Source organism: Bacillus sp. FSL K6-0073, assembly GCF_038006085.1.
Lineage (GTDB): Bacteria > Bacillota > Bacilli > Bacillales > Bacillaceae_G > Bacillus_A > Bacillus_A cereus.
Genome location: NZ_JBBOUN010000001.1, coordinates 2,414,763 through 2,437,442 on the forward strand (window position 1 = coordinate 2,414,763; position 22,680 = coordinate 2,437,442).

Genomic DNA, 22,680 nt, shown 5'->3' on the forward strand with positions numbered 1-22,680 from the left:
TGTCAGTATGATAACTAGAAAACTACGATTACATATAGACGATATTAAAAAAGCTCACAAAATTCTAGATAGAAATGCTCGTAAAACGCCATTAGTAAAATCTTTTTACTTGACTAGTAAAACGGGCGGAGAAATTCATTTGAAATTAGAAAATATGCAATTAACGGGTTCGTTTAAATTCCGTGGCGCATTTAATAAAATGTCGCGGCTCACGGATCAAGAAAAAGAAAGAGGTGTAATTGCATGTTCAGCAGGTAATCATGCACAAGGAGTTGCATTATCTGCTCATTTACTCGGTATTAAGAGTAAAATTGTTATGCCAATTTCTGCACCGCAGGCGAAAGTTGAAGCAACAAAAGGATATGGATCTGAAGTGATTTTACATGGTGAAACCTTTGATGATGCAAAGGCAAAATGTGAAGAAATTATAAAGGAAACAGGTGAAACATACTTACATCCATATGATGATGTAGAGGTAATGGCTGGTCAAGGTACAATTGGATTAGACATTCTTGATGATATGTGGGATGTAGATACTGTCATTGTACCAATAGGTGGAGGCGGAATTATTTCTGGTATTTCTGTAGCATTGAAATCTTTTAATCCATCCATTAATATAATTGGTGTCCAAGCAGATAATGTTCATGGAATGAAGGCATCTTACGATAAAGGCGCAATCGTAGAACATTATGAGGCGCCTACTATTGCAGATGGTTGCGCAGTTAAAATACCAGGAGAATTAACATTTGAAATTGTAAAAGAATTAGTAGATGATATTGTAACTGTATCAGAAAAAGAGCTGGAAGTAGCGATGAAAGATTTATTACAACGTGGGAAAGCTGTTGTAGAAGGTGCAGGTGCATTAGCAACTGCTGCACTTCTTGCAGGAAAAGTTGATAGCTATATAAAAGGAAAAAAAGTAGTAGCGGTTATATCTGGTGGGAACGTAGACTTACAGCGCATATCAAGTGTATGTGAGCACTTTTTTGTCGCTAATGAAGTGAAATAGTTTTATAAAAGAAGAGCTAAGAGAAATAGTCTTAGCTCTTACTTTTTGCCTACTGTTTACTGTAAGTAGCAATAAACTTGCAAAATTTGCTGTTTAAAAATTATTTTATTTAAGCGCCTATTTTTACACATATCTTTAATGTTACAATAATTATTTCAATATTGTCGAAATGTAAGCAGAAATTTAATATAATAGTTTTAATGTGCTAATGAGCGGTGAGGAGGGCAGGTCATGAATAAAGAAGAACAGGTCATGAACGGTTTCAGGGAATTATATAATAAGCTGGTTTGGCTTAATAAAGATAAGATGGAAGAAGGTCTTAAAGGTTTTAAGTCTTCTGAAGTCCACTGCATTGAATATATTGAAAACAATGCAGATTCTAACGTGACGCAACTCGCAGAGGCTTTTTATGTGACTCGCGGTGCTATAAGTAGAATGACTAAGAAGCTCATACAAAAAGGCCTTGTTGAAAGCTACCAAAAGTCAGAAAATAAGAAAGAAATTTATTTTAGGCTTACCGAACAAGGGAAAGAAATTTATAAAATCCATGAAGATCTGCACAAAGAGTTTCAAGAGCGGGATAAAGCTGTATTTGAACAAGTAACTGAAGAAGAATTCAACAGTATAATTAGCTTTGTGGAAAAGTATAGTAGACATTTGGATGTAGAAATAAAGAAACAAGGTATACATATTAAATCGTAAAACATTTTAAGAATAAATGGCAGCCTTACTCTAATATGAGAATAGGCTGCTTTTTTATCATTTCATGTTTGTTGACTAATCAACAAAAAGGAGTTATCATTTTGTTGACAAAGCAACAAAACATTTTAAGGAGAGAAGTTAAATGTCTATATTTAGATCACAAAATGAAAGGGAAACTGAAAAAAGCATAGATAAACATGCTTTACTATTCGGACTTATTTCTGTATTTCTTTGTGGTATAGGTTTCAGTATCATCATGCCTGTAGTCCCATTCTTAGTACAGACATATACAAGTAATCCGGAAGAACAAGCATTAGTTGTTACACTACTAACTTCCGTATATGCGGCCTGCGTGTTTTTAGCTGCTCCAGCACTCGGGGTTTTAAGCGATAAGTATGGCCGTCGTCCATTACTTTTAATATGCTTATTTGGTTCTGCAATTGGGTACTTAGTTTTTGGCATAGGAGGAGCTTTATGGGTATTATTTGCTGGACGGATAATAGAAGGTATAACAGGTGGGAGCATAAGTACTATCTTCGCATATTTTGCAGACATCATTCCGAAAGAGCAGAGAACGAAATACTTTGGATGGGTGAGTGCAGTTGTAGGTGCGGGAACTATTATTGGACCAACTCTTGGGGGCTTACTTGCAAAGTTTGGTCATTCTGTACCTTTATACTTTGGAGCGTTCATAACTTTATTAAATGTTTTATATGGTATGAAATACATGCCTGAGAGTCTTGACAAAAATAACAGGTTAAAAGAGATTACTTTTGTAAGGTTAAATCCTTTTGCACAGCTAGCAAATATACTTTCCATGAAAAATTTAAAATGGTTACTTGTCTCAGCGTTTTTACTTTGGATACCTAACGGATCTTTACAAGCAATTTTCACGCAATTTACAATGGATACTTTCAGTTGGAAACCTGCATTAATCGGACTTATGTTTTCAATTTTGGGCTTTCAAGATATTGTTTCACAAAGTTTTATAATGCCAAAGCTTTTAATCAAGCTTAGTGATAAACAAATGGCAATTATTGGGATGGTTTCGGAGATTATAGGATACAGTTTTATTGCAGCATCAGCTGTATTTTCACTCTCTCCACTACTTATCGTTGGAATGCTAATGTTTGGTTTTGGGGATTCAATTTTCGGTCCTTCATTCAACGGGATGCTTTCAAAGTCTGTCAGTTCTAATGAACAAGGAAGGATTCAAGGTGGAAGCCAATCTATTCAAGCTTTAGCAAGAATGATTGGTCCGATTATTGGAGGACAAATCTATGTATCACTTGGTCATGCCGCACCTGCTTTTATGGGTATGATTCTTATAGTAGCGGCAATGTCAGTTTTGTATAAGGGAATGCATGCAACTGTATAACAGATAGATATAAGAACAAATAAAAGGGAGTCAGAACTTAGGGACAAGTGCTGATTCCCGATTTGTTTACGGTTTGAGAGCTAAGAGAAATGCTTTTGTTTAGGAATTTATTCTGCTATGCTCTCATGGTGAAGGGTAATATTCAGTGAGGTGGAACTATCATTAATTACAGTTAGCTTTATTTGAAAGTAAAAAGGTAGGTAAATGACTAGATAATTTCATTATGCTTGTGCTGAAGTAAATAATGACTCCATCTTTACTTTGCTCTTTTCTCGAATTTCAGCATCTGCGTGTCTCATAACGTATTTATGCGCTACAGCGATTGCTAAAACATCATCTAATAAGCCAATCCCAATAATAGCAGCTATATCTGGAATGAAATCGATTGTTAATACGTAATAAGATAAAGCGGCTAATATTATGAATTTCGCCTTAGTAGGTAATTCTTTCTTTTTCATTGTGTAGAATAAAATAATACTTTCATATACGCTAGATTTACCGAGGTTTACAGAGCTTTTTTTGAACTTTTTCCAAAGTGTCTGTTTCTCCATATAAACACTCCTTTTACAAAAACATAGATTTTTTAAAAGGATGGACAAAGAAGTGAGAGATTAATCAATTTTATTGTTTTTCTTAATTATATATTTCCATAAAAATAGGGGATTACCTGTTTAAAATAATATAATGTGGATTATACAATGATTCACAGTGTTCCGTTACAGAGTATATATATTGTAAGGTGTATGTGGATGATTTAGTTATTATTATGCATTTTATAAGCGGTATGGGGGAAGAAAAATGAAAATAATAGAACTACCAATTGAATTCGAATTTAACGGGCAAAAACAATGTGTTTATCCAAGTTTAATTATAGTACATAATGAATTAACATTAGTCGATACAGGATATACAAGTTTTTTACCTTTAATTGAAAATGCAATATTAAAACATGGATATGAGATGAAAAACTTAAAAAATATAATTATTACTCATTATGATGATGATCATCTAGGGGCTTTATATGATTTCAAAGTGAAATATCCTCACATTAATATTATTGCTAGTGAAATTGAATCTAACTATATTAGTGGTGATATAAAATCAGAGAGGTTAGTTCAAGCTGAAGAAATGTTAGAACGTATGCCAAATGAAGAAAAAGAATTTGGTAAATGGTTTATACAACAGTTAAAAAATATAAAACATATTTCCGTCGATGAAAAAGTGCATGATGGTCAAATGATTTTGAATAATGAATGTCAAATAGTAGCGACGCCAGGACATACTTCGGGGCATATTTCATTATATTTTCCGAATTTAGATTGTGTAATTACGGGAGATGCGGCTGTTCAAGAGAATCGTGAGTTAGTAATAGCTAATCCGGATTTTTGCTTAGATATAGAAAAAGCGGAAGAGTCATTAAATAAGATTAAAAGTCTTAAAGCAGCAGAGTATTATTGCTACCATGGAGGAAAACTTACTGTATAAAATAATGAAAACCGGTCTTTCCTAAATCGAAAAGATCGTTTTTTTAGTTCATATATTTTGCGATTTCAACTAAATTAGTAACATTATATTTCGGTAAAATTGAAATATATATGTAAAGAAGAATATATAATTTGAGCAAGAGTATAGGGGGGAGAAAATGGGTTCGTTATTTGATATAATAGCAGATATCATTTTATTTTATCCTCGAAATGACATGAAATTGAAACACCATATCGCAAAATTAAGTGAATTAGAGTGGTTTCGAAATCTACATGAAGATCCGAAGTATACAAGTTTAATTTGGAGTAATAGAAAAATTAAAAAGCATATTTTGACTTCTATAAATATGGAAACATTAATAAAATCCGAGAAAAACCAAAAAGAATTTGTCCATCTAGTACACGATGAATATAAAAAAAGAAGATAAGAATTTTTTTATTTTTCATATTTAGTGAAACAAATGGTACAATGAAAGCTAATGTGAAAAATAAGGAAAAGAAGTGGTCTATTTGAAAAACTTTTTAGAATTAGGAATTAGTGAAACTTTTAATCATACATTACGTGAAAATGGAATTACAGAAGCAACACCAATTCAAGAGAAGGCAATTCCTGTTATTATGTCAGGTAAAGATATTATTGGGCAGGCGAAAACAGGAACGGGTAAAACGTTAGCATTCGTGTTACCGATTTTAGAAAAAATCGATCCAGAGTCTAGTGATGTTCAGGCTTTAATTGTTGCACCAACAAGGGAGCTAGCACTGCAAATTACAGCTGAAATTAAAAAAATGCTTGTTCAAAGAGAAGATATTAATGTACTAGCGATTTATGGTGGACAAGATGTAGCGCAACAGTTAAGAAAATTAAAAGGTAATACACATATTGTTGTAGCGACACCGGGGCGATTATTAGATCATATACGACGTGAAACAATTGATTTAAGTAATCTTTCAACGATTGTATTAGATGAAGCGGATCAAATGCTTTATTTTGGTTTCTTATATGATATTGAAGATATTTTAGATGAGACACCTGATAGTAAACAAACGATGTTATTCTCAGCAACGATGCCAAAAGATATTAAAAAATTGGCGAAGCGTTATATGGACGAGCCGCAAATGATTCAAGTACAAAGTGAAGAAGTAACGGTAGATACAATTGAGCAGCGTGTCATTGAGACGACAGATCGTGCAAAGCCAGATGCACTTCGTTTTGTTATGGATCGTGATCAGCCATTTTTAGCTGTTATTTTCTGCCGTACAAAGCTTAGAGTAAGTAAACTTTATGATAATTTAAAAGGACTAGGTTATAATTGTGCTGAACTTCATGGTGATATACCTCAAGCGAAACGTGAAAGAGTTATGAAGAGTTTCCGCGAAGCTAAAATTCAGTACTTAATCGCAACGGATGTAGCAGCTCGTGGACTTGATGTAGATGGTGTAACGCACGTATTTAACTTTGATATCCCTGAAGATGTAGAAAGTTATATTCACCGCATTGGCCGAACAGGACGTGCAGGTGGATCAGGTCTTGCAATTACGTTCGTTGCAGCGAAAGATGAAAAACATTTAGAAGAAATTGAAAAAACGCTTGGTGCACCACTGCAAAGAGAAATAATCGAACAACCGAAGATAAAACGTGTAGATGAAAATGGAAAACCGGTACCAAAGCCGGCTCCGAAGAAATCAGGTCAAAATCGTCAAAGAGATAGCCGCGAAGGTTCAAGAAGTGAATCAAGACGTGATTCGAGAAATAGCTCGAGAAGTGATTCAAGAAATAGTTCTAGAAATGAAAATAACCGATCATTTAATAAACCAAGTAATAAAAAAGGTAGTACAAAGCAAGGTCAGCAAAGACGTGGTCGTTAAATAGTTATAATTGTAAAAGAGTCGCAAAATATTGTGGCTCTTTTTTTGTTTGTATACAACAAGGATGATGGCAAGAAAAAACAAAAATTTCATTCACCGTATTTGAAATTTATAAAGGAAATTTTATAGTCCAAAACCAGTAGAGCAAGGGTATTACTACCATGTTGTCATTCAAGAACAAGTGCAACTTATGCATGAAAAATATTTAAGCGGAAAAATCGAGAGAAAGCAATTTGTAACATATTCAAACGGTACGGGAATGTTATGCAGTAGCAAAAGAGAACGGAACTTATTATGTCTACTATTTCGGCAGAACACTTTGGTTGAAAGAAAAGGTATTAAAGTGAGCGAGTATTTTCATTACACGTTCCGCAATTATCGAAAGGGAACAAGAGAAGTTTATGAAGGATTAAACTCGTATTGGTTTACGATCGTTGGAAACTGGAAAACTAATTTGTTAGTTTTGATCAATGAGGAAATCGAGAAGCACCACTGCCATCCTTATGGGGAAATTGCTTATGACGATGAAGGTAATGTAGTGATAATATGCGAAATAAGAAAAAAGGACTAGCAGTCGTACCTGCCGTCCTTTAATAGGAGAAAAAGTAATCTTGTTTAGAACTACGCATAAACAGAAAATCTGCTTGTAATTAGTTTTACCCTAAATATACATGTCTATACAAAAAAGGGATAAGTAAAAGATACTTATCCCCGGAAGGGAAATCCCAAGCACCAAAATGGCTCGTATTGGTCTGCAGGTTCAAAAGTAGTATATGTAAAACGAAAAATCTCATACAAAAAGCAGACAACGATTTTGGTTGTCTGCCAGTGAGTTCAATGAGTTAGCTAATTGTGATAATTTGCATCCCCATTGCGAGAAGAGTGAAGCTGCTAGTTCAAACAGCTTGTTGGTATTATTTTCGATTTCTTAAAAAATATACAGAGAAAGCAGATAAGTGAAGAACCTACCTGCTTTTGCTGTAACAAAAGAAAGAGGTATTAGCCGTGGACACGGCGGCTTGAAAATAGTATGTATTTTTATTTGAAAAATATTCACGGGGTGAAGAAACGTGGAATGTTTGATAAAGGTGTTTGTGAAATTAATCAGCTAATTAGTAAAACAAAATAGTTATTTGGAAGAAAAGGAAAATGAATATGAGATGAATTGAAGCTGTTGAAGAATTACTTGAAGTGATGAAAGAATGCTTTTGGAACGGAACATCTTTAAAGGGTGAAGCTAATGATTTTAATATTGTATCTTGGCTGATTGAAGAAGCGACGCGTAAAACAAAATAAAGATTTCATTTTGTAGCAATGGAGAATAGATATGTGTACTTATTGAGGGAAAGTAGATAAAGAGTTCTTTAAGAGGCAAGAACCGGAACAAAATAAAAGAGCGGCTAGCAAAAGCTAACTGCTCAATACAAGGAGATACAGAGAAGACTACTTTAAATGAATGTTGGCATACAGCCTACATACAGTATTGACCGAATATTTATTTTAAATTCAATTTATTTAAAGTAAACATCCCAACAGATAAAATGGTTGCGCCTGCTACAGAACCTAGCCAGTCTCTACAGCCTAATGTATTTAAAGATGCATCTGCTAAATCCGTAATTAAGAAGATAGCAAACATTAATACACCAAATGCTAAGCATCCCCAAAATGTTTGCAAATATTTAATCATCTTCTTTCGGAACTTGCTCATATAAATCACCCTTATTAATAATTTATATTTTTATAAATAAATTATCGCATGTGCAAAAATTAAAAGTGCGAAATATGCAATATTACATATTGGAACTCAACAAAATACTCCATTGATAAGTACATAGATCGAACGGAGGGGAACCGTATCGTATGAATCAATTGTCATTTTTTGAAGTCATCGATGTAAAGGAGATGCGCTGACTTGTGGTGAAGGAGCTGAAAAACTACAAAGTGTTGTGCGTCTGGATAAAGAATCGAGAAAAATAGGATCAAGCGGAGGGCATCGTTCTTTTCCTAAAATGAAAGGTGACGATAAGAAACATGAGATACGTTTTAAACAAATTGAGTGGACGTTAAAAAATAAAAATTTATAAAGGAAATAGAAAGTATGGTGTTGTATATGTACGATAATAGGAAACTTTTTGCAAACTAAACATATAATTTTAATAGACCGACAGTCGGTCTGGTGGGAAGGAGAACTTGAATGCGAATTGTAAAGGAGTATGAGGAGCGTAGAAAGGAAATTTTAGAAACAGCTGAGCGTTTGTTTCTTACGAAAGGTTATACGAAAACAACCGTGAATGATATTTTAAAAGAAATTGGTATAGCAAAGGGGACGTTTTATCATTATTTTAAGTCGAAGGAGGAAGTAATGGATGAAATCATTATGAGGATTATTAAAGAGGATGTCACTAAGGCGAAAAGGATTGTCTCCAATCCCGATATCCCCGTTTTAGATAAGTTATTTAAAATTTTAATGGAACAATCACCAAAATCAGGAGATGTAAAAGAAAAAATGATCCAACAATTTCATCAACCAAATAATGCAGAAATGCATCAGAAAAGTTTAGTGCAATCCATTATACATTTATCTCCTGTATTAACGGAAGTTTTAGAGCAAGGAATAGAAGAAGGCATATTTTCTACTCCATACCCACAAGAAACAATTGAATTATTACTCTCTTCAGCACAAGTCATATTTGATGATGGTTTATTCCAGTGGAAACCGGAAGAAATGATGAGAAGAGCTAAGGCTTATATTAAAATGATGGAAGTATCTGTTGGAGCGAAAGAAGGGTCCTTTAATTATATGATCGAAGTTTTAATGAAACAGAAATAGCTTTTTTCTGTTTGGGTATTATAGACCGGCAGTCGGTCTAGGCTAAATGAAGGATGTGATGAGGATGCCAGCAAGTATTCAATCTTCCTTGAAAGATTTTCACTTAATGGTAAGTGGTCAAATTATTACTATTTTAGGTTCAACACTATTACGTTTTGCACTGTCTTTATATGTGTTAGATATAACAGGACGTGCCGATATATTTGCGGGGTTATATGCGGTAACGAGTATCCCGTTTTTGTTAGCTCCTCTTGGCGGAGCGATAGCAGATCGTTTCAACCGCCGTAATGTAATGGTCATTTTGGATTTTATAAACGCTGCTATTGTATTAAGTTTTATAGTTTTGTTATTAACTGAATCGGTATCTATTTTATGGATTGGAACAATTATGTTTTTACTAGCAGTTGTTAGTGCAATGTACGCACCAGTTGTTATGGCAAGTATTCCGCAATTAGTTCCAGAGAAAAAGTTAGAACAAGCAAACGGTATCATAAATGGTGTGCAAGCATTATCTAATATAGTTGCTCCTGTATTAGGAGGAATATTATATGGCATAATTGGTTTGAAAATGCTCGTAATAACAAGTTGTCTTGCTTTCTTTTTATCTGCGATTTTAGAAATGTTTATTACAATACCATTTATAAAAAGAATACAGGAAGGCCATATCGTACCTACAATTGTAAAAGATATGAAAGAAGGTTTTCTTTATGTTTTAAAGCAACCTTTTATTTTGAAGGCTATGTTACTTGCAGCTTTACTAAACTTAATTTTGACACCGTTATTTGTTGTTGGGGGACCTATTATGTTACGAGTAACTATGCAGAGTAGCGATACGATGTATGGAATTGGAATGGGATTAATTGATTTCGCAACCATATTAGGGGCATTGTCAATCGGTTTCTTTGCTAAAAAGTTACAGATGAAAACATTATATAATTGGATGCTTATCATAGCTTTATTAGTAATGCCAGTGGCACTATCAGTTACACCGTTTATTCTTAATTTAGGATACTATCCACCATTTATCCTCTTTATACTTTCTTCTCTTCTAATCGCAATGATTATGACAATTGTATCCATCTATGTGATTACTGTAGTCCAAAAGAAAACACCAAATGAAAATCTAGGAAAAGTGATGGCAATTATAGCAGCGGTATCTCAATGTATGGCACCAATTGGGCAAGTCGTATATGGTTTTATGTTCGAAGGATTCAGTACGAAAATTTATTTACCTATATTTGCTATTAGTTTTATAATGACAATAATAGCTATATTGACGAAGAAAATATTAAGAAATGAAGGGAACTAGCTTCATATGCTTAGAGTATTAGCGAAACCCAACCCTAATCAATTCTTCATCATTTATTTCAATTACGAATCTATATTCTTTGTCTAATAGCCAGTAATAAAAACTGACTGCATCAACGTCAACTAGTGATTGGAATACTTTATCAAGATTTGTACTTACTACAGGGATTTCATAGTTATCCCATATTATAAAAATCTGTTCGTCAAAATCTAGTTGGTTTGCTCTAATAAGGGAAATTAGTTGTTCTTTGTTCGAAGCTATGAATTGATTATCTATCTGTTCCCAATCTATTCTTCCCGATACAGTTATAGGAAATGAATTCATTAAAATAGTAGCAATCTGCTGGCTTTTTTCTTGGGAGAAAATGAGAGTTTCGTTTCCTAGGGATTCAAGGCATTCACTAAACAAAGGGTTTGTGTCATTGTTGTTTTTGGTTTTCAGTGCTCTTAACTTTTGTCGCAATTTCCATTGTCTTGACGATCTATCATCCATTTTTAACATTCCTTATACAATTATTTAAGAATGAGTATAGCATATAAGGGAAGTCTTTATGAAAAGGAACTTTTTAAATATAAATTAAACAAAAGCGTTATTTGAAAAAAAAGCCTTTTAAGGAAAGATAAGAGGCCATCAAAAAATATAACAACATGAAAATTTTATATTATGTATATACAATTTAAAGAGTTAGTGGAAATAAAAAAATGTATAAAATTCTTATAAAAAAGCCCTAGGATTAGGGGATCTAGGGCTTCCTCTGTTGGTATATCTCACACGACATTATAAAAAGAAAAGAACTTAATGAAGATAACACATGAATGTTTCGTAAATGTATTAAAAAAGTGAACAAAAGCGTTATTTTATTAGAAAAGTATGATTATATGAAATATCATGCATGAAAGAAGAGGCGTTAGCAAAAATATCCATTAACGAAATCAGCTTTATTTTTCAGCAAAGTAACCTTCTTAAGTGACTCATATTGTAAAGGTAGCAGCGAAAACAGAAAGAGTTCTTTTTATGGCGGACGGAGAAGTTGTTAGTGAAATACAACTAGGCAAGTTTAGGAATGATGATTTAAAAGCGCGAGAAGAGAAGTTGTTAAAATGGTTAGCTGTACTCGGATTTTAAAGACAAAAACTCCTATTGAATATAGGAGTTTTTTCTTTGTTTGAAAGTTCAAAAAGATATATAATAATTTTCTAACTATTAATTCGTGGAGGGGTGTTAATGAAAAATGAAATGTTACACACACAAGAAGACATTTTAAAAATGCTTGATTCATTATTAAGACCTGCAGAACCATTTTGGAATGAGTTTTATGAGAATAGAGAAAAGGATGTTCCGTTTTTTGAAAATGTTCCAGATGAGAATCTAGTTTCGTATATACAAAAAGAGAGAGTTTCAAAAGGGAAGGTATTAGAACTTGGATGTGGTCCAGGTAGAAATGCCATTTATTTAGCGACTCAAGGATTTGATGTAACAGCAGTGGATTTATCTGTAGAAGGCATTAATTGGGCTAAAGAAAGGGCATTGGCAAAAGAGGTAGAAATTCATTTTATTTGTGATTCAATTTTTAATTTAGAGGTTCAAAACGAATTTGATTTTGTATATGATTCGGGCTGTTTGCATCACATTCCACCGCATAGAAGAATAAATTATGTGGATTTAATTAAAAATTCATTAAAATCGGGTGGTTATTTCGGATTAACATGTTTTGCGGCAGGCGATTTAGATGAGCGAAATGGATCGGAAATAACAGATTGGGACGTATATAGAGGGTGGAGTCTACAAGGTGGTCTTGCATACTCGGAAGAAAAGTTAAGAGAGATATTTAAAGAATTTGAGGTAATTGAGATTAGAAGGATGAAACAAATGAAACAACCGAAAGAAATGTTTGGAGAATCATTTCTTTGGACAGCATTATTTAAGAAGAAATAATAAAGTAGATAATTGACAAACTCATCGTTTTTATAGACAATATATTAAAAGGAACATACGTTTGTTTTTTTGGTGGCGTATGTTTTACATAAATACATAGCAAGGGGCTGTCTCCATATGAGTAACGCAAATCAAAAAATTACTACGTTTTTAATGTTTGAGGGCAAAGCTGAGGAAGCGATGAATTTTTATACGTCGCTATTTGATCAATCAGAAATTGTAAGTATTTCTCGCTACGATGAAAATGGACCTGGTAAAGAGGGAACTGTAATTCATGCAACTTTTACGCTAAATGGCCAAGAGTTTATGTGTATTGATAGTTATGTAAATCATAATTTCACATTCACTCCAGCTATGTCTCTTTATGTAACTTGTGAGACAGAAGAAGAAATTGAAATGGTCTTTCATAAATTAGCGCAGGATGGAGCGATTCTTATGCCTTTAGGTTCTTATCCGTTTAGTAAAAAGTTTGGCTGGTTAAATGATAAGTATGGTGTATCTTGGCAGTTAACTCTTGCTGAATAAAAAAAGAAAAAGTGTAGCTTATTTGTTTGTAAAAGATGTTCATCTTGTATGGAATGAAGTTTCTAGGGTTTTAAAGAATAAAGGTGTTCTTATTGCTGGATTTACAAATCCGTTACTATGGATTTTTGATGATAACCAAGAGCAAAAAGGTATTCTGGATGTTAAACATTCAATTCCTTCATCAACATTGGATTATTTACCAGAGGATGAAGTTCAAGATTACATCGATTCAAATCAAACAATAGAATATGCGCATACTTTAGAAGACCAAATCCAAGGTCAAATTGAAGCTGGTTTTGCTATAACAGGTTTTTATGAGGATGATTTTGGTGGAACAAGGATATTAGATAAGCATATTAAAACATTTATTGCGACAAAAGCTATAAAGTTAAAGATGGATTAAGAATTTTTGCTTGTCACACGGGGCGTTAGTCGAAGAAGGCTCTTAAAATAGAAAAGGATGGTGCTTTCCATCCTTTTCCTTATGTATTTTGAGTGTCGAAACTATTCTCAAAACAAGCTTTACACTACTAGTTGTATAATTAGGTTATGCTTTTATATTAAGAATTTTGCTGACCGAATCTTTTCCCGAGTTTAGCTAACAATTCAGGTTGATCGCTTTGGTTCATTATAACTTCAATAAAGATAAGTTGATTCTTATTAAAAGTTATATTTGTTAAGACTTCTGCTAATTCTGCTTCATTTTCTACTTTAAATGTTAGACTTTTTTCTTCGGATCCAAATACCATTGATAGTTTATTGTAATCCCACATCTGTATGTCATTATAAAGTTGGTTTTGGCCGTGAATGGCACGTTCAACAGTGTATCCGTTGTTATTGATTAAAAATATAATCGGTTTTAAATTTTGACGTAGTATAGTTGATAACTCTTGGGCAGTTACTTGGAAAGAACCATCACCAATAATTAAAATGTTGCGCCGTGATAAATTGGCGAGCTGTGTACCAAGTAGAGCGGGCAGTGTATATCCGATAGATCCCCATAACGGTTGACCTACATATGCAGTGTTATTAGGTAGAGGGATAGCGGCACTACCAAAGAAAGGTGTTCCTTGCTCTACAATTAAGACGTCGTTTTCTTGTAAGAAATGGTACATTTGCTGCCAAAAACGTTTTTGTGTGACCATTTGTGCTTTTGGATTGAACTCTTCAGTAAAAGGTGATGATTCTAAAATAAATGGCTTAATTTCAAGGGTATCTTTATTACGATGCTCAATTGAATCACTTAAATGTTGTAAAACATCCTGCATTACAACTGGACCGTATTTTTTATCTATAATTTTCACAGTGTAGGGATGGATTTCTATCACTTGTTCTTTTGTAAAACCTTGTGTGAAGCCGCCTGTAATAGTATCAGTTAACTTCACACCAATACTAATAATACAATCAGACTCATCAATTCTTTTTCGCAAGTACGGAGAACTTACATCACCAGTATAAACACCTATAAATTGAGGGTGTTTTTCTGGGAATATTCCTTTTCCCATACTTAACGTCGCGATGGGAAACCCAGTTTTTTCTACGAATTGATGTAAATTTTCTTTAGCGTGAAATCGATCTACTTCAAAATCAGCTAAAATAACAGGTTTTTTGGCGTTTTTTATTTTTGAAGTGGCATGTAGAAGCATTTTATCCAACGCTTCTTTATTACTTAAAATCGGTTTATATAAAATTGGTTCCGTAGGTTTATTAATTGGTTTATTATACACATCAATCGGCAAATTAATATGAACAGGGCGTTTTTCATTCCAACATGCACGTAAAACACGGTCAATTTCCTCAACAGCATGCTCAGGTGTTACATTTGTTTGTGCCACAGTGATTTCTCGATACATATTGGAAAAGTGGTCGAACTTTCCATCGCCTAACGTATGATGAACGATTGCTCCATTTTCCATTACTTTTGTTGGTGGCGTACCCGTGATTTTTATAACTGGTACGTTTTCTGCATATGAGCCAGCAATGCCGTTAATGGCGCTTAATTCTCCGACACCGAAAGTAGTAATAAGAGCAGCGATTCCTTTTATGCGAGCGTACCCATCTGCTGCATATGCAGCATTTAATTCATTACAATTGCCAATCCATTTTAAACTTTTATGTGCTATCACATCATCTAAAAAGGCAAGATTATAATCACCAGGAACCCCAAATATATGTTCAATTCCTAATTCGTGTAGTCTATCCAATAAATATGTACTTACAGTATATTGTTTTTTCAAATGAATCATCTCCTAATTATGCAATGAATGTTTCAATAGACTAAAGAAGTTCTAATGCGTTGATTAAAATATTCATTACTAGATTGTGGTATAATTTACATACAGGGGGAAAGTAGATGACACAACATAAAGAAGAGCAGATGAATGAGGCATTAGCATTATTTTATTTTGCATATAAAACATTTACTGAAAAGCCAGATGAAATTATAAAAGAATATGGCATTCAACGAGTACATCATCGAATTTTATTTTTTATCGCACGTTTTCCAGGGATAAGTGTAAATGAGTTATTATCACTATTAGAAATAAGTAAACAAGCTCTTCACGGGCCGCTACGTCAACTTGTGGAAAAGGGCTTAATTGAGAGTAATGAAGCTATGCATGATCGACGTGTGAAACAGTTGTCTTTAACAGAAAAAGGTACAGATTTAGAGAAAAAACTGAGTGATGTACAAAGACAACAAATGGGTGCTATTTTTTCAAAATTTGGTGAATCATGTGAGGACAATTGGCACCAAGTTATGAATGAAATGGCAAATAGCCGATCAGGTTTTGATGCTTGGATATCGAAACGGGAAATACCAGTCGATCAAAAATAATGAAAAAGCTTCTGTTTTTATCGTTTGAAAAAGAACAAATTTTATCCATACATTTGGCAACTATCGATTGGTCATAGAGTGAATGGATAAAAAGATACATTACTAGATACTTTATACGTGTACGTAATGGAACAATAAAATTCACATTTCCGAAAGGGGAATTATAATGATAAAACTTGTACTTATTCGTCACGGACAAAGTTTATGGAATCTTGAAAATCGCTTTACTGGATGGACAGATGTTGATCTATCAGAGAATGGATTAAGTGAAGCGAGAGAAGCAGGAGCAATATTAAAGAAAAACGGATATACTTTTGATGTGGCTTATACATCTGTATTAAAACGCGCAATTCGGACGTTATGGATTGTACTTCATGAGATGGATCTTACTTGGGTCCCAATACATAAATCTTGGAAGCTAAATGAAAGACATTATGGTGCATTGCAAGGGTTGAATAAAGATGAAACTGCTCAAAAATATGGTGAGGAGCAAGTTCATATTTGGAGAAGAAGTGTTGATGTAAGACCACCGGCTCTTACTGAAGACGATCCTCGATATGAAGCGACCGATCCAAGATATAAAACACTCAAAAAAGGTGAATTTCCATTAACTGAATGTTTAGAGGATACGGAGAAGAGAGTACTTGCTTATTGGCATTCAGAAATTGCGCCGACATTAAAAAGTGGTAATAAAGTAATTATTTCATCACACGGTAACACAATTCGCTCGCTAGTAAAATATTTAGACAACCTTTCAAGTGATGGTGTAGTTTCATTAAATATTCCAACTAGCATTCCGCTTGTTTATGAATTAGACGAAAACTTACGTCCGATTCGTCATTATTATTTAAGTATGGATGGAGAAGTACCTGAAGGGGAAATTCCGAAACATATTTCTTTTTAATACGAAAATTTGAAATGAATGCTTGTCTACATATACAATATAGACTCATGGTAAAGTGAAATTTTAATCAGTGGGGTCTTACTGCTCACAAATAGCAGGATAAAAGACGTGGTACCTTCTAATATATATGCGATGTAGCTAATTTTAGAAGCTTGTCCACGTCTTTTGTCATAAAGAGAGCAGCTTGCGCATGTAATGATATCGTGAGTAGTTTTTGAATGGAGGGTGATGTGATTAATGATCTCTAACATTCGAATTGGCTTATTTGTTTTAGCGATTGTCTTTGTAGTCCTTGTTTTCTTTTATTGGAAAAATGAAGAGTTGTACGAGGAGAAGAAGCAACGTATTAGAAAGACTTGGTATGGTTTGTTTATCATATCTGTCACCGTGTATTTCATGGTAAAAGGAATCGATTTAACCCTCTGGAAAAATCTTTTAATGTTTACTGCAATGGTTATTTTTGTTGATATTGCGTTCATTTTAACGCCTAATATTTCAGAAATATGGGGTGCAAAATTTAGCGATATTGGCAAGACAGTTCAATCCATAAAACGATCATTAATTGCATCTAAAGCAAGAGGAGAAATATACACGACAATTATTCAAAATGTTAATCCAGCAGTATTCGGTACGATGGAATGGCATACGGAAGAGGAATATACAAAGAGCTTAAATGCATTTTTAGATTCATATGGGGAAAAGATTGGCGCGAAAATTGTTGTTTTTGAAGCTGCGAAGGAATTAAATACAAACTTTCGTGGTATTCGCTCACAATTTAGTATTATCGTCCCGTTAGAACATATCGAGCAATTGAATGAGCAGAAAGCGGTGCAAGTAGAAAATGTCGGGATTATACCAGCAAAAATAGTAAGTGACGTTTTCATTGTTATTGATGGAAAGAAAAATAACCTGCAAGATCGGGATTTTGAAAATGTATATAATTTAACAATACATCATAGTTATTTTAGTAAATAAGGACAGAATCTTTTTCTGTCCTTTTCTTCTATACATAAATTAAAAACAAAATCCGACAAAGTTGAATAAAATTGGACAATCATTCCTACACTAGCATGTAGAGGTGATTGTAGTGGTAAAAGATTATGACAATGATTTTTTTAAAGAAGATAACGAAGATACAACAGATTTCTCTTTAATAAAAGGGGATACGTTGCAGCAAGTAGAAGAATTAGAAGAAGAATTAAAAAGAAAATCATAAGTGTACACTCTTTCTACATTTGCTATATAATATAAATAAAAGGTTGTATCTTTTTGAAAAGGGGGAGAAGAGATGGCTGAAGTCAATGTACAAAAGTCTTCGTTTTTTAAAGAAAAAAAAGAAGAATCCAATACAGATTTCTCTCTTGTGAAAGGTGCATTAACGGAGAATATAAATCGGTTAGAGAAACTGATGAATAATAGTAGTTCAAAATATATACAGGTGAAAAAAACAAAAGAAAATGCATAGAGCATTTTCTTTTGTTTTTTTATTTAATAGTAAACTTATCTTTTACTTTTTCAGGTAAATCTGCTTTCTGAATCTCTTCATAGGACTTTACTTCAATTGATGATATTTCATTTTTGCTATTATCATCTTGATCTACATAAAGGCGTAAAAACGCGTCTTCATTTAATTTATGGTTGTTTTCTTTTTTTGTACTTCTAAATGTAATTTGTTTTTTGACACCATCTTCATCATATGCGGGCAGCGTATAGTTTCGTAAGTTTCTACCATCTACTTTTTCGATAGTTCCTTCGCCTTTTATCTGCATGTAATATACATCCTTACCAATTCTATTTAGTGACGCTCTCTCACAGCCAATAGTAAAACTAAAAAATAATAAACATAGTGTAATAATTGCTAAAAACTTTTTCATTTTCTTTATCTCCTTTAATGTGTTTCTTTAAAAAGTATACGACTATTATTAAATGAGAAAAATCGATATAGCTTACAACGCCCTTACAATATTGTAAGAGTGTTGTACATAAAATGAACAATAAAAGTTAAAAGAAAGGTAAAATAATGAATCATGGTATAATGATAAAAGACTTACATACTATTTTTTCATTTTGAGAGGAGCTTGAAAAATGTATTCTACTTTAGAACAATTAACAAAGCACCCTGTATTTTATCATTTTGCAGAAATTTCAAAGATTCCTAGAGGATCAGGTAATGAAAAGGAAATTAGTGATTATTTAGTGGGCTTTGCAAAAGAGCGTAACTTGGAAGTCATTCAAGATGAAGCATTAAATGTTATTATTAAAAAAGAAGCAACAGCTGGTTATGAAAATGTACCAGCTATTATTATTCAAGGTCATATGGATATGGTTTGCGAAAAAAATCAAGCAACAGTACATGATTTTGAAAAAGATCCAATTGAATTACGAATCATTGGGGACATGTTATATGCAAATCAAACAACTCTAGGTGCTGATAATGGTATTGCAGTTGCGTATGCATTAGCTTTATTAGATTCAAAAGAAATTCCGCATCCAGCACTTGAAGTCGTTATCACTACTGAAGAAGAAACGACAATGGGCGGGGCTTTTGCTATTGATCCAAATCATTTTGAAGGAAAGATATTTATAAATATTGATTCTGAAGAAGATCATAAATTACTTGTAAGTAGTGCAGGTGGTGCGAAAGCTGTTGAAACAATTCCCGTAATTTGGGATGAAACGCCAGCGAATATGGATGCATACCGTCTATATGTTGGTGGTCTAAAAGGCGGCCATTCTGGTATGGAAATTGATAAGCAACGCGGTAATGCGAACAAAGTATTAGGACGAGTATTACGTGATTTATCAGTACATACGGAGTTTTACATAAGTGAAGTTCACGGCGGATTAAAAACGAATGCAATTCCGCGTGAAAGTGTAGCTACAATTTTAATTCGTACAGAAGATGTAGGACAAGTAGAAGAAAAACTAGAATCATGGACACGTGTATTACAAGAAGAAATGCGTGCTGTTGATCCAGATGTTCATGTTACACTGACAAAATTGGATGAAAAAGTTGAAAAAGTATTTGCTAAAGAGACACAAAAGCAGCTTATTTCATCATTATTCTTAATTCCGAATGGCATTCAAAGTATGAGCATGGATATTAAAGGTCTTGTACAAAGCTCAACAAATTTAGGCGTTATTGAAACGTTGCAAGATGAAATTAAATTACGTAACGAAGTGCGAAGTTCTGTAAGTAGTTTAAAACAACATGTTGCAGAAGAAATCAAATATATTGCTGAATTAGTTGGTGCTACATTTGAAATAGAGTCAGAGTATCCAGAATGGCCATACAATCCAAACTCACAAATTCGTAATTTATTTGAAAAAGTACATCAAGAAAAATACAATAAAGAAATTGAAATCTTCGCTGTACATGCGGGGATTGAGTGTAGCGCATTCGTTCAAAAGATGCCTGAATTAGATGCAATTTCATTCGGACCAGACATTTTCAACGTCCACACTCCAGATGAACATATCAGTATTTCTTCTGTAGTGAATAACTGGGGATTCTTCATTGATGTAATGAAGGGTACGAAAGAATTAGCTAAGTAATAACGACGAAATAAAAAGGAGTCTATAAAAATTTATAGGCTCCTTTTTTGTATTGGAATTTATCCCGCTATTTGCCGGGCAGCCCGATTGGTTTAACTAATAATCAGTGGGGGATGAATAAAACCACTACTGATTAAAGATTCACTTTATGAGAAGTCATTTTTCGTTAGTATGTAATATTAAGCTTGAACAATTAATAAGGATGAATTGTTGATGTTTTTTTAGTACTGATGAAGGGGTGGAGAAATGAAGGAAAGAAAGCATTTTATTGTTTGTATGTTTTTATTGTTTTTCACATTTAGTTTTATTGGTGTTCAGAAAATAATAGCAGAAGAAGTTGAATTTTCAGGGACAACAGCTCCATTGAATGTAAATGTTAGAGAGGCAAAAAGTTTAAATGCAAATATTGTAGATGTGATTCCCGGAAATACAACAGTATCTTTTAAAGGATGGGAGTATGGTGAAGCGGTTAAAGATTACTGGACAGGAAATTTAGATAATCGTTGGTTTTATTATTTAAAAGATGGAAAAAAAGTATATGTAACGTCAGCGTATATTAATGGAAATCCTCCAAATACATCAATAGATCGTAAATTATCTGTACCTAACATATTACAAGAAAGGTCAAATTGGTGTTGGGCAGGCACTTCGGTTTCAGTTTTAAATTATTTTGGAAAAACTCCTTCACAAGATCAGTACGTTAGGTATGTTAAGGGTGGATCATATAATAATCCTGCAACTTCACGTGAAATACAATATGGATTATCCGGATATGGGGTTAGCTCAGCTATAAGTTCTGGAGCAAAATCGTATGATTGGTTCAAAAGTCAAATTAATAGTAATCAGCCGATGATTGCACTCATTATGTGGCAAAATGGAGCTAACATCGGACACTTTTTAGTACTTGATGGATTTTATAAAGGGACAAATGGAACAGATTATATAACATACATGGACCCTTGGTATGGTGATCATTATAATCATAATTTCAGTACGTTCCATAACAATAATAATTTTTGGTGGAGTGAAACTGTTTATAATATCCATGCAAACTAATAATATTAAAAGCGGGGGTTCATAAATGGGAAAACTACTTAAGCTTGTGATACTGTGCATGTGCTTAATGACCGTTATTATTTTCGCTAGTAAAATTAGTTATGCATCAAAAAATAAAAGTGAATCAGTACAATCGATCGCATTAAAAGATTATCAATATAGTAAGGGAAGTTCTTCTGAAAATTTAAGTTTTGAAAAAATAACAACATCCCCATTTTCGTTACCAATCTATGAAACAATTCCAGCACAGCAAATTTTAAATAGCTCTGAATTTAAGAATTTACTATTACCAACAAATGAAAAGCTGTGGTTTATTATGAAGGGTGAGCAGCCAGAAGGACTAATTGTTGCGAATGATACTGAACCGATTCGAACGGGCGGAGAAAATAGAAGTAAAGATTTATATGGATTATATAAAGCAATAAAAAATAATACAAATGAAACAAAAGATATTAGTTATTTCGAATTTGAAGGGCAAGGAATATTGGTAGTAAATCAAAATAATGATCAAGAAATATACCTTAGTAAAGGTGCCGCTGCCATATTAAAACTTCCTGCTGGTCAAAAAGTATTGAGCAGTGAAGTAATACAGAAAATGAAAGAGAGAATTGTAACTGGTTTTGAATAGTGGTAATGTCTGATTTTTTTTTGTTTATACAAGGTTGAATAGGGAACAGGATCAATGGTAGCATTAGGGCATCTTTACTGTTTGAAACCTAATAGTGTATATAAAAAGGTTAGAGAAGTTAATTCTCTAACCTTTTTATATTAATGTCTGAAATTTAAAAAGTGATGGAGTAAACCAAATAATAAAAGTTTGTTTGCTCTTCTATTTTTATTTGCAATTTAAACTCGTTATATTCCGCTATCTATTGTACAACCTTTTTACATAGCTGAATTTTTTTATTTGAAAATAAGGGTGCATCTATAAAACCATAATGATAAACTAAAATACCTAATTCCACTCTAGAATTAATATGCCATTTTTCTTTAATATGATTAATTATCGTTGAAATTCTTCGAGGGGTAACATATATTTTTTTGGAAATTTCTGCATCCGTATATCCTTTTGCTACATAAATAGCCACTTCTAACTCTCTTTCGGTCAACATTCTTTTCATAAAATACGCTCCTTCGAAATTATTTATATAAATATCAAAAGAAACTATTAAAAGAAATAAAGGTGAAAAATCATATTTATTTTAATCCGGCTATTTGCGGGTAGTAAGACTCCCACCTCAAAATCTAGATGTGGCAAAGAAGTCGGACTCCCTGTAAACGCCTGCCTGGG

At 33.2% G+C, this 22,680-nt stretch carries 24 protein-coding genes and 2 pseudogenes; 20 read left to right on the plus strand and 6 right to left on the minus strand.

Features of this window, described 5'->3' with window-relative positions; genetic code table 11:
* The first annotated feature begins 7 nt into the window (after positions 1-7).
* From tdcB to MHB52_RS12660, 3 genes are all read left to right on the plus strand, one after another.
* On the plus strand, positions 8-1,009 hold the full coding sequence (gene tdcB / locus MHB52_RS12650) for a bifunctional threonine ammonia-lyase/L-serine ammonia-lyase TdcB (protein ID WP_000632968.1): 1,002 nt from the start codon (positions 8-10) through the stop codon (positions 1,007-1,009).
* A 231-nt stretch (positions 1,010-1,240) separates the two neighbouring features.
* On the plus strand, positions 1,241-1,711 hold the full coding sequence (locus tag MHB52_RS12655; RefSeq protein ID WP_001030903.1) for a MarR family transcriptional regulator: 471 nt from the start codon (positions 1,241-1,243) through the stop codon (positions 1,709-1,711).
* A 142-nt stretch (positions 1,712-1,853) separates the two neighbouring features.
* The gene (locus MHB52_RS12660) at positions 1,854-3,089 is read left to right on the plus strand and encodes an MFS transporter (protein WP_061664838.1); all 1,236 of its coding nucleotides are present in this window, start codon (positions 1,854-1,856) and stop codon (positions 3,087-3,089) included.
* Between the two features lie 221 nt (positions 3,090-3,310).
* Here the strand turns inward: MHB52_RS12660 and MHB52_RS12665 are convergent, their stop codons facing one another.
* Complete coding sequence (locus MHB52_RS12665; protein ID WP_000415089.1) at positions 3,311-3,640, minus strand: YkvA family protein; 330 nt, start codon at positions 3,638-3,640, stop codon at positions 3,311-3,313.
* 247 nt (positions 3,641-3,887) lie between these two features.
* Here MHB52_RS12665 and MHB52_RS12670 point away from each other — a divergent pair, with 247 nt between their 5' ends.
* The 3 genes from MHB52_RS12670 to MHB52_RS12680 all read left to right on the plus strand — a co-directional run bounded on the left by MHB52_RS12670 (position 3,888) and on the right by MHB52_RS12680 (position 6,439).
* Positions 3,888-4,574: an MBL fold metallo-hydrolase gene (locus MHB52_RS12670; RefSeq protein ID WP_061664839.1), complete on the plus strand. Its 687-nt coding sequence runs from the start codon at positions 3,888-3,890 to the stop codon at positions 4,572-4,574.
* Between the two features lie 157 nt (positions 4,575-4,731).
* Positions 4,732-5,001, plus strand: coding sequence for a hypothetical protein (locus MHB52_RS12675; protein WP_016117919.1), 270 nt, complete (start codon positions 4,732-4,734; stop codon positions 4,999-5,001).
* Positions 5,002-5,074: 73 nt separating this feature from the next.
* The gene (locus MHB52_RS12680; RefSeq protein ID WP_061664876.1) at positions 5,075-6,439 is read left to right on the plus strand and encodes a DEAD/DEAH box helicase; all 1,365 of its coding nucleotides are present in this window, start codon (positions 5,075-5,077) and stop codon (positions 6,437-6,439) included.
* A 1,495-nt stretch (positions 6,440-7,934) separates the two neighbouring features.
* Here the strand turns inward: MHB52_RS12680 and MHB52_RS12685 are convergent.
* Positions 7,935-8,147, minus strand: a complete 213-nt coding sequence (locus MHB52_RS12685) for a hypothetical protein (protein ID WP_061664877.1) — start codon at positions 8,145-8,147, stop codon at positions 7,935-7,937.
* A 486-nt stretch (positions 8,148-8,633) separates the two neighbouring features.
* On the opposite strand from MHB52_RS12685, the gene MHB52_RS12690 reads away from it, so the two are divergent.
* Positions 8,634-9,269, plus strand: a complete 636-nt coding sequence (locus MHB52_RS12690) for a TetR/AcrR family transcriptional regulator (RefSeq protein ID WP_061664878.1) — start codon at positions 8,634-8,636, stop codon at positions 9,267-9,269.
* A 64-nt stretch (positions 9,270-9,333) separates the two neighbouring features.
* Positions 9,334-10,578, plus strand: a complete 1,245-nt coding sequence (locus MHB52_RS12695; RefSeq protein ID WP_061664879.1) for an MFS transporter — start codon at positions 9,334-9,336, stop codon at positions 10,576-10,578.
* A gap of 18 nt (positions 10,579-10,596) precedes the next feature.
* Here the strand turns inward: MHB52_RS12695 and MHB52_RS12700 are convergent, their stop codons facing one another.
* Entirely contained in the window at positions 10,597-11,070 is a 474-nt protein-coding gene (locus MHB52_RS12700; protein WP_000342729.1) for a CDI toxin immunity protein, read from the minus strand.
* Positions 11,071-11,544: 474 nt separating this feature from the next.
* Between MHB52_RS12700 and MHB52_RS12705 the strand changes: the two are divergent.
* The 4 genes and pseudogenes from MHB52_RS12705 to MHB52_RS12720 all read left to right on the plus strand — a co-directional run.
* Positions 11,545-11,703 (plus strand): annotated as a pseudogene (locus MHB52_RS12705) (ABC transporter ATP-binding protein); the annotation flags it as partial.
* 99 nt (positions 11,704-11,802) lie between these two features.
* Positions 11,803-12,513 (plus strand): class I SAM-dependent methyltransferase, encoded by a 711-nt coding sequence (locus MHB52_RS12710; RefSeq protein ID WP_000787298.1) that lies wholly within the window; start codon positions 11,803-11,805, stop codon positions 12,511-12,513.
* Between the two features lie 117 nt (positions 12,514-12,630).
* Entirely contained in the window at positions 12,631-13,038 is a 408-nt protein-coding gene (locus MHB52_RS12715) for a VOC family protein (protein WP_000063588.1), read from the plus strand.
* Between the two features lie 13 nt (positions 13,039-13,051).
* A pseudogene (locus MHB52_RS12720) lies at positions 13,052-13,441 on the plus strand (SAM-dependent methyltransferase); the annotation flags it as partial.
* A gap of 157 nt (positions 13,442-13,598) precedes the next feature.
* On the opposite strand, the gene MHB52_RS12725 reads toward MHB52_RS12720, so the two are convergent.
* Positions 13,599-15,284 (minus strand): alpha-keto acid decarboxylase family protein, encoded by a 1,686-nt coding sequence (locus MHB52_RS12725; protein ID WP_033693989.1) that lies wholly within the window; start codon positions 15,282-15,284, stop codon positions 13,599-13,601.
* Between the two features lie 107 nt (positions 15,285-15,391).
* Here MHB52_RS12725 and MHB52_RS12730 point away from each other — a divergent pair, with 107 nt between their 5' ends.
* The 5 genes from MHB52_RS12730 to spoIISB all read left to right on the plus strand — a co-directional run bounded on the left by MHB52_RS12730 (position 15,392) and on the right by spoIISB (position 18,243).
* Entirely contained in the window at positions 15,392-15,874 is a 483-nt protein-coding gene (locus tag MHB52_RS12730) for a MarR family winged helix-turn-helix transcriptional regulator (RefSeq protein WP_000191888.1), read from the plus strand.
* Positions 15,875-16,040: 166 nt separating this feature from the next.
* On the plus strand, positions 16,041-16,778 hold the full coding sequence (gene gpmA, locus MHB52_RS12735; protein ID WP_000594152.1) for a 2,3-diphosphoglycerate-dependent phosphoglycerate mutase: 738 nt from the start codon (positions 16,041-16,043) through the stop codon (positions 16,776-16,778).
* A gap of 237 nt (positions 16,779-17,015) precedes the next feature.
* Positions 17,016-17,753: a type II toxin-antitoxin system SpoIISA family toxin gene (locus MHB52_RS12740; protein WP_061664880.1), complete on the plus strand. Its 738-nt coding sequence runs from the start codon at positions 17,016-17,018 to the stop codon at positions 17,751-17,753.
* Positions 17,754-17,865: 112 nt separating this feature from the next.
* The gene (locus MHB52_RS12745) at positions 17,866-17,994 is read left to right on the plus strand and encodes a hypothetical protein (protein ID WP_000237818.1); all 129 of its coding nucleotides are present in this window, start codon (positions 17,866-17,868) and stop codon (positions 17,992-17,994) included.
* A 72-nt stretch (positions 17,995-18,066) separates the two neighbouring features.
* A complete protein-coding gene (gene spoIISB, locus MHB52_RS12750; RefSeq protein WP_000852627.1) occupies positions 18,067-18,243 on the plus strand; it encodes a stage II sporulation protein SB in 177 nt (58 codons plus the stop codon).
* 19 nt (positions 18,244-18,262) lie between these two features.
* On the opposite strand, the gene MHB52_RS12755 is transcribed toward spoIISB, so the two are convergent.
* Positions 18,263-18,652 (minus strand): YxeA family protein, encoded by a 390-nt coding sequence (locus MHB52_RS12755; RefSeq protein WP_000713864.1) that lies wholly within the window; start codon positions 18,650-18,652, stop codon positions 18,263-18,265.
* Positions 18,653-18,863: 211 nt separating this feature from the next.
* On the opposite strand from MHB52_RS12755, the gene pepD reads away from it, so the two are divergent.
* From pepD to MHB52_RS12770, 3 genes are all read left to right on the plus strand, one after another.
* Positions 18,864-20,333 carry a beta-Ala-His dipeptidase gene (gene pepD / locus MHB52_RS12760; RefSeq protein WP_061664881.1) on the plus strand — a complete coding sequence of 490 codons (1,470 nt, stop codon included), beginning with the start codon at positions 18,864-18,866 and terminating at the stop codon, positions 20,331-20,333.
* A 246-nt stretch (positions 20,334-20,579) separates the two neighbouring features.
* The gene (locus tag MHB52_RS12765; protein ID WP_000664547.1) at positions 20,580-21,389 is read left to right on the plus strand and encodes a papain-like cysteine protease family protein; all 810 of its coding nucleotides are present in this window, start codon (positions 20,580-20,582) and stop codon (positions 21,387-21,389) included.
* Positions 21,390-21,414: 25 nt separating this feature from the next.
* Positions 21,415-22,017: a hypothetical protein gene (locus MHB52_RS12770; protein ID WP_000517260.1), complete on the plus strand. Its 603-nt coding sequence runs from the start codon at positions 21,415-21,417 to the stop codon at positions 22,015-22,017.
* A gap of 241 nt (positions 22,018-22,258) precedes the next feature.
* On the opposite strand, the gene MHB52_RS12775 is transcribed toward MHB52_RS12770, so the two are convergent.
* The gene (locus tag MHB52_RS12775) at positions 22,259-22,510 is read right to left on the minus strand and encodes a response regulator transcription factor (RefSeq protein WP_000827560.1); all 252 of its coding nucleotides are present in this window, start codon (positions 22,508-22,510) and stop codon (positions 22,259-22,261) included.
* Positions 22,511-22,680: the final 170 nt, after the last annotated feature.

Coding starts and splice junctions, on each gene's coding strand:
- tdcB (WP_000632968.1), top strand. CDS start 8: ATGATAACTAGAAAACTACGATTACATATAGACGATATTAAAAAAGCT.
- MHB52_RS12655 (WP_001030903.1), top strand. CDS start 1,241: ATGAATAAAGAAGAACAGGTCATGAACGGTTTCAGGGAATTATATAAT.
- MHB52_RS12660 (WP_061664838.1), top strand. CDS start 1,854: ATGTCTATATTTAGATCACAAAATGAAAGGGAAACTGAAAAAAGCATA.
- MHB52_RS12665 (WP_000415089.1), bottom strand. CDS start 3,640: ATGGAGAAACAGACACTTTGGAAAAAGTTCAAAAAAAGCTCTGTAAAC.
- MHB52_RS12670 (WP_061664839.1), top strand. CDS start 3,888: ATGAAAATAATAGAACTACCAATTGAATTCGAATTTAACGGGCAAAAA.
- MHB52_RS12675 (WP_016117919.1), top strand. CDS start 4,732: ATGGGTTCGTTATTTGATATAATAGCAGATATCATTTTATTTTATCCT.
- MHB52_RS12685 (WP_061664877.1), bottom strand. CDS start 8,147: ATGAGCAAGTTCCGAAAGAAGATGATTAAATATTTGCAAACATTTTGG.
- MHB52_RS12690 (WP_061664878.1), top strand. CDS start 8,634: ATGCGAATTGTAAAGGAGTATGAGGAGCGTAGAAAGGAAATTTTAGAA.
- MHB52_RS12695 (WP_061664879.1), top strand. CDS start 9,334: ATGCCAGCAAGTATTCAATCTTCCTTGAAAGATTTTCACTTAATGGTA.
- MHB52_RS12700 (WP_000342729.1), bottom strand. CDS start 11,070: ATGGATGATAGATCGTCAAGACAATGGAAATTGCGACAAAAGTTAAGA.
- MHB52_RS12710 (WP_000787298.1), top strand. CDS start 11,803: ATGAAAAATGAAATGTTACACACACAAGAAGACATTTTAAAAATGCTT.
- MHB52_RS12715 (WP_000063588.1), top strand. CDS start 12,631: ATGAGTAACGCAAATCAAAAAATTACTACGTTTTTAATGTTTGAGGGC.
- MHB52_RS12725 (WP_033693989.1), bottom strand. CDS start 15,284: ATGATTCATTTGAAAAAACAATATACTGTAAGTACATATTTATTGGAT.
- MHB52_RS12730 (WP_000191888.1), top strand. CDS start 15,392: ATGACACAACATAAAGAAGAGCAGATGAATGAGGCATTAGCATTATTT.
- gpmA (WP_000594152.1), top strand. CDS start 16,041: ATGATAAAACTTGTACTTATTCGTCACGGACAAAGTTTATGGAATCTT.
- MHB52_RS12740 (WP_061664880.1), top strand. CDS start 17,016: ATGATCTCTAACATTCGAATTGGCTTATTTGTTTTAGCGATTGTCTTT.
- spoIISB (WP_000852627.1), top strand. CDS start 18,067: ATGGCTGAAGTCAATGTACAAAAGTCTTCGTTTTTTAAAGAAAAAAAA.
- MHB52_RS12755 (WP_000713864.1), bottom strand. CDS start 18,652: ATGAAAAAGTTTTTAGCAATTATTACACTATGTTTATTATTTTTTAGT.
- pepD (WP_061664881.1), top strand. CDS start 18,864: ATGTATTCTACTTTAGAACAATTAACAAAGCACCCTGTATTTTATCAT.
- MHB52_RS12765 (WP_000664547.1), top strand. CDS start 20,580: ATGAAGGAAAGAAAGCATTTTATTGTTTGTATGTTTTTATTGTTTTTC.
- MHB52_RS12770 (WP_000517260.1), top strand. CDS start 21,415: ATGGGAAAACTACTTAAGCTTGTGATACTGTGCATGTGCTTAATGACC.
- MHB52_RS12775 (WP_000827560.1), bottom strand. CDS start 22,510: ATGAAAAGAATGTTGACCGAAAGAGAGTTAGAAGTGGCTATTTATGTA.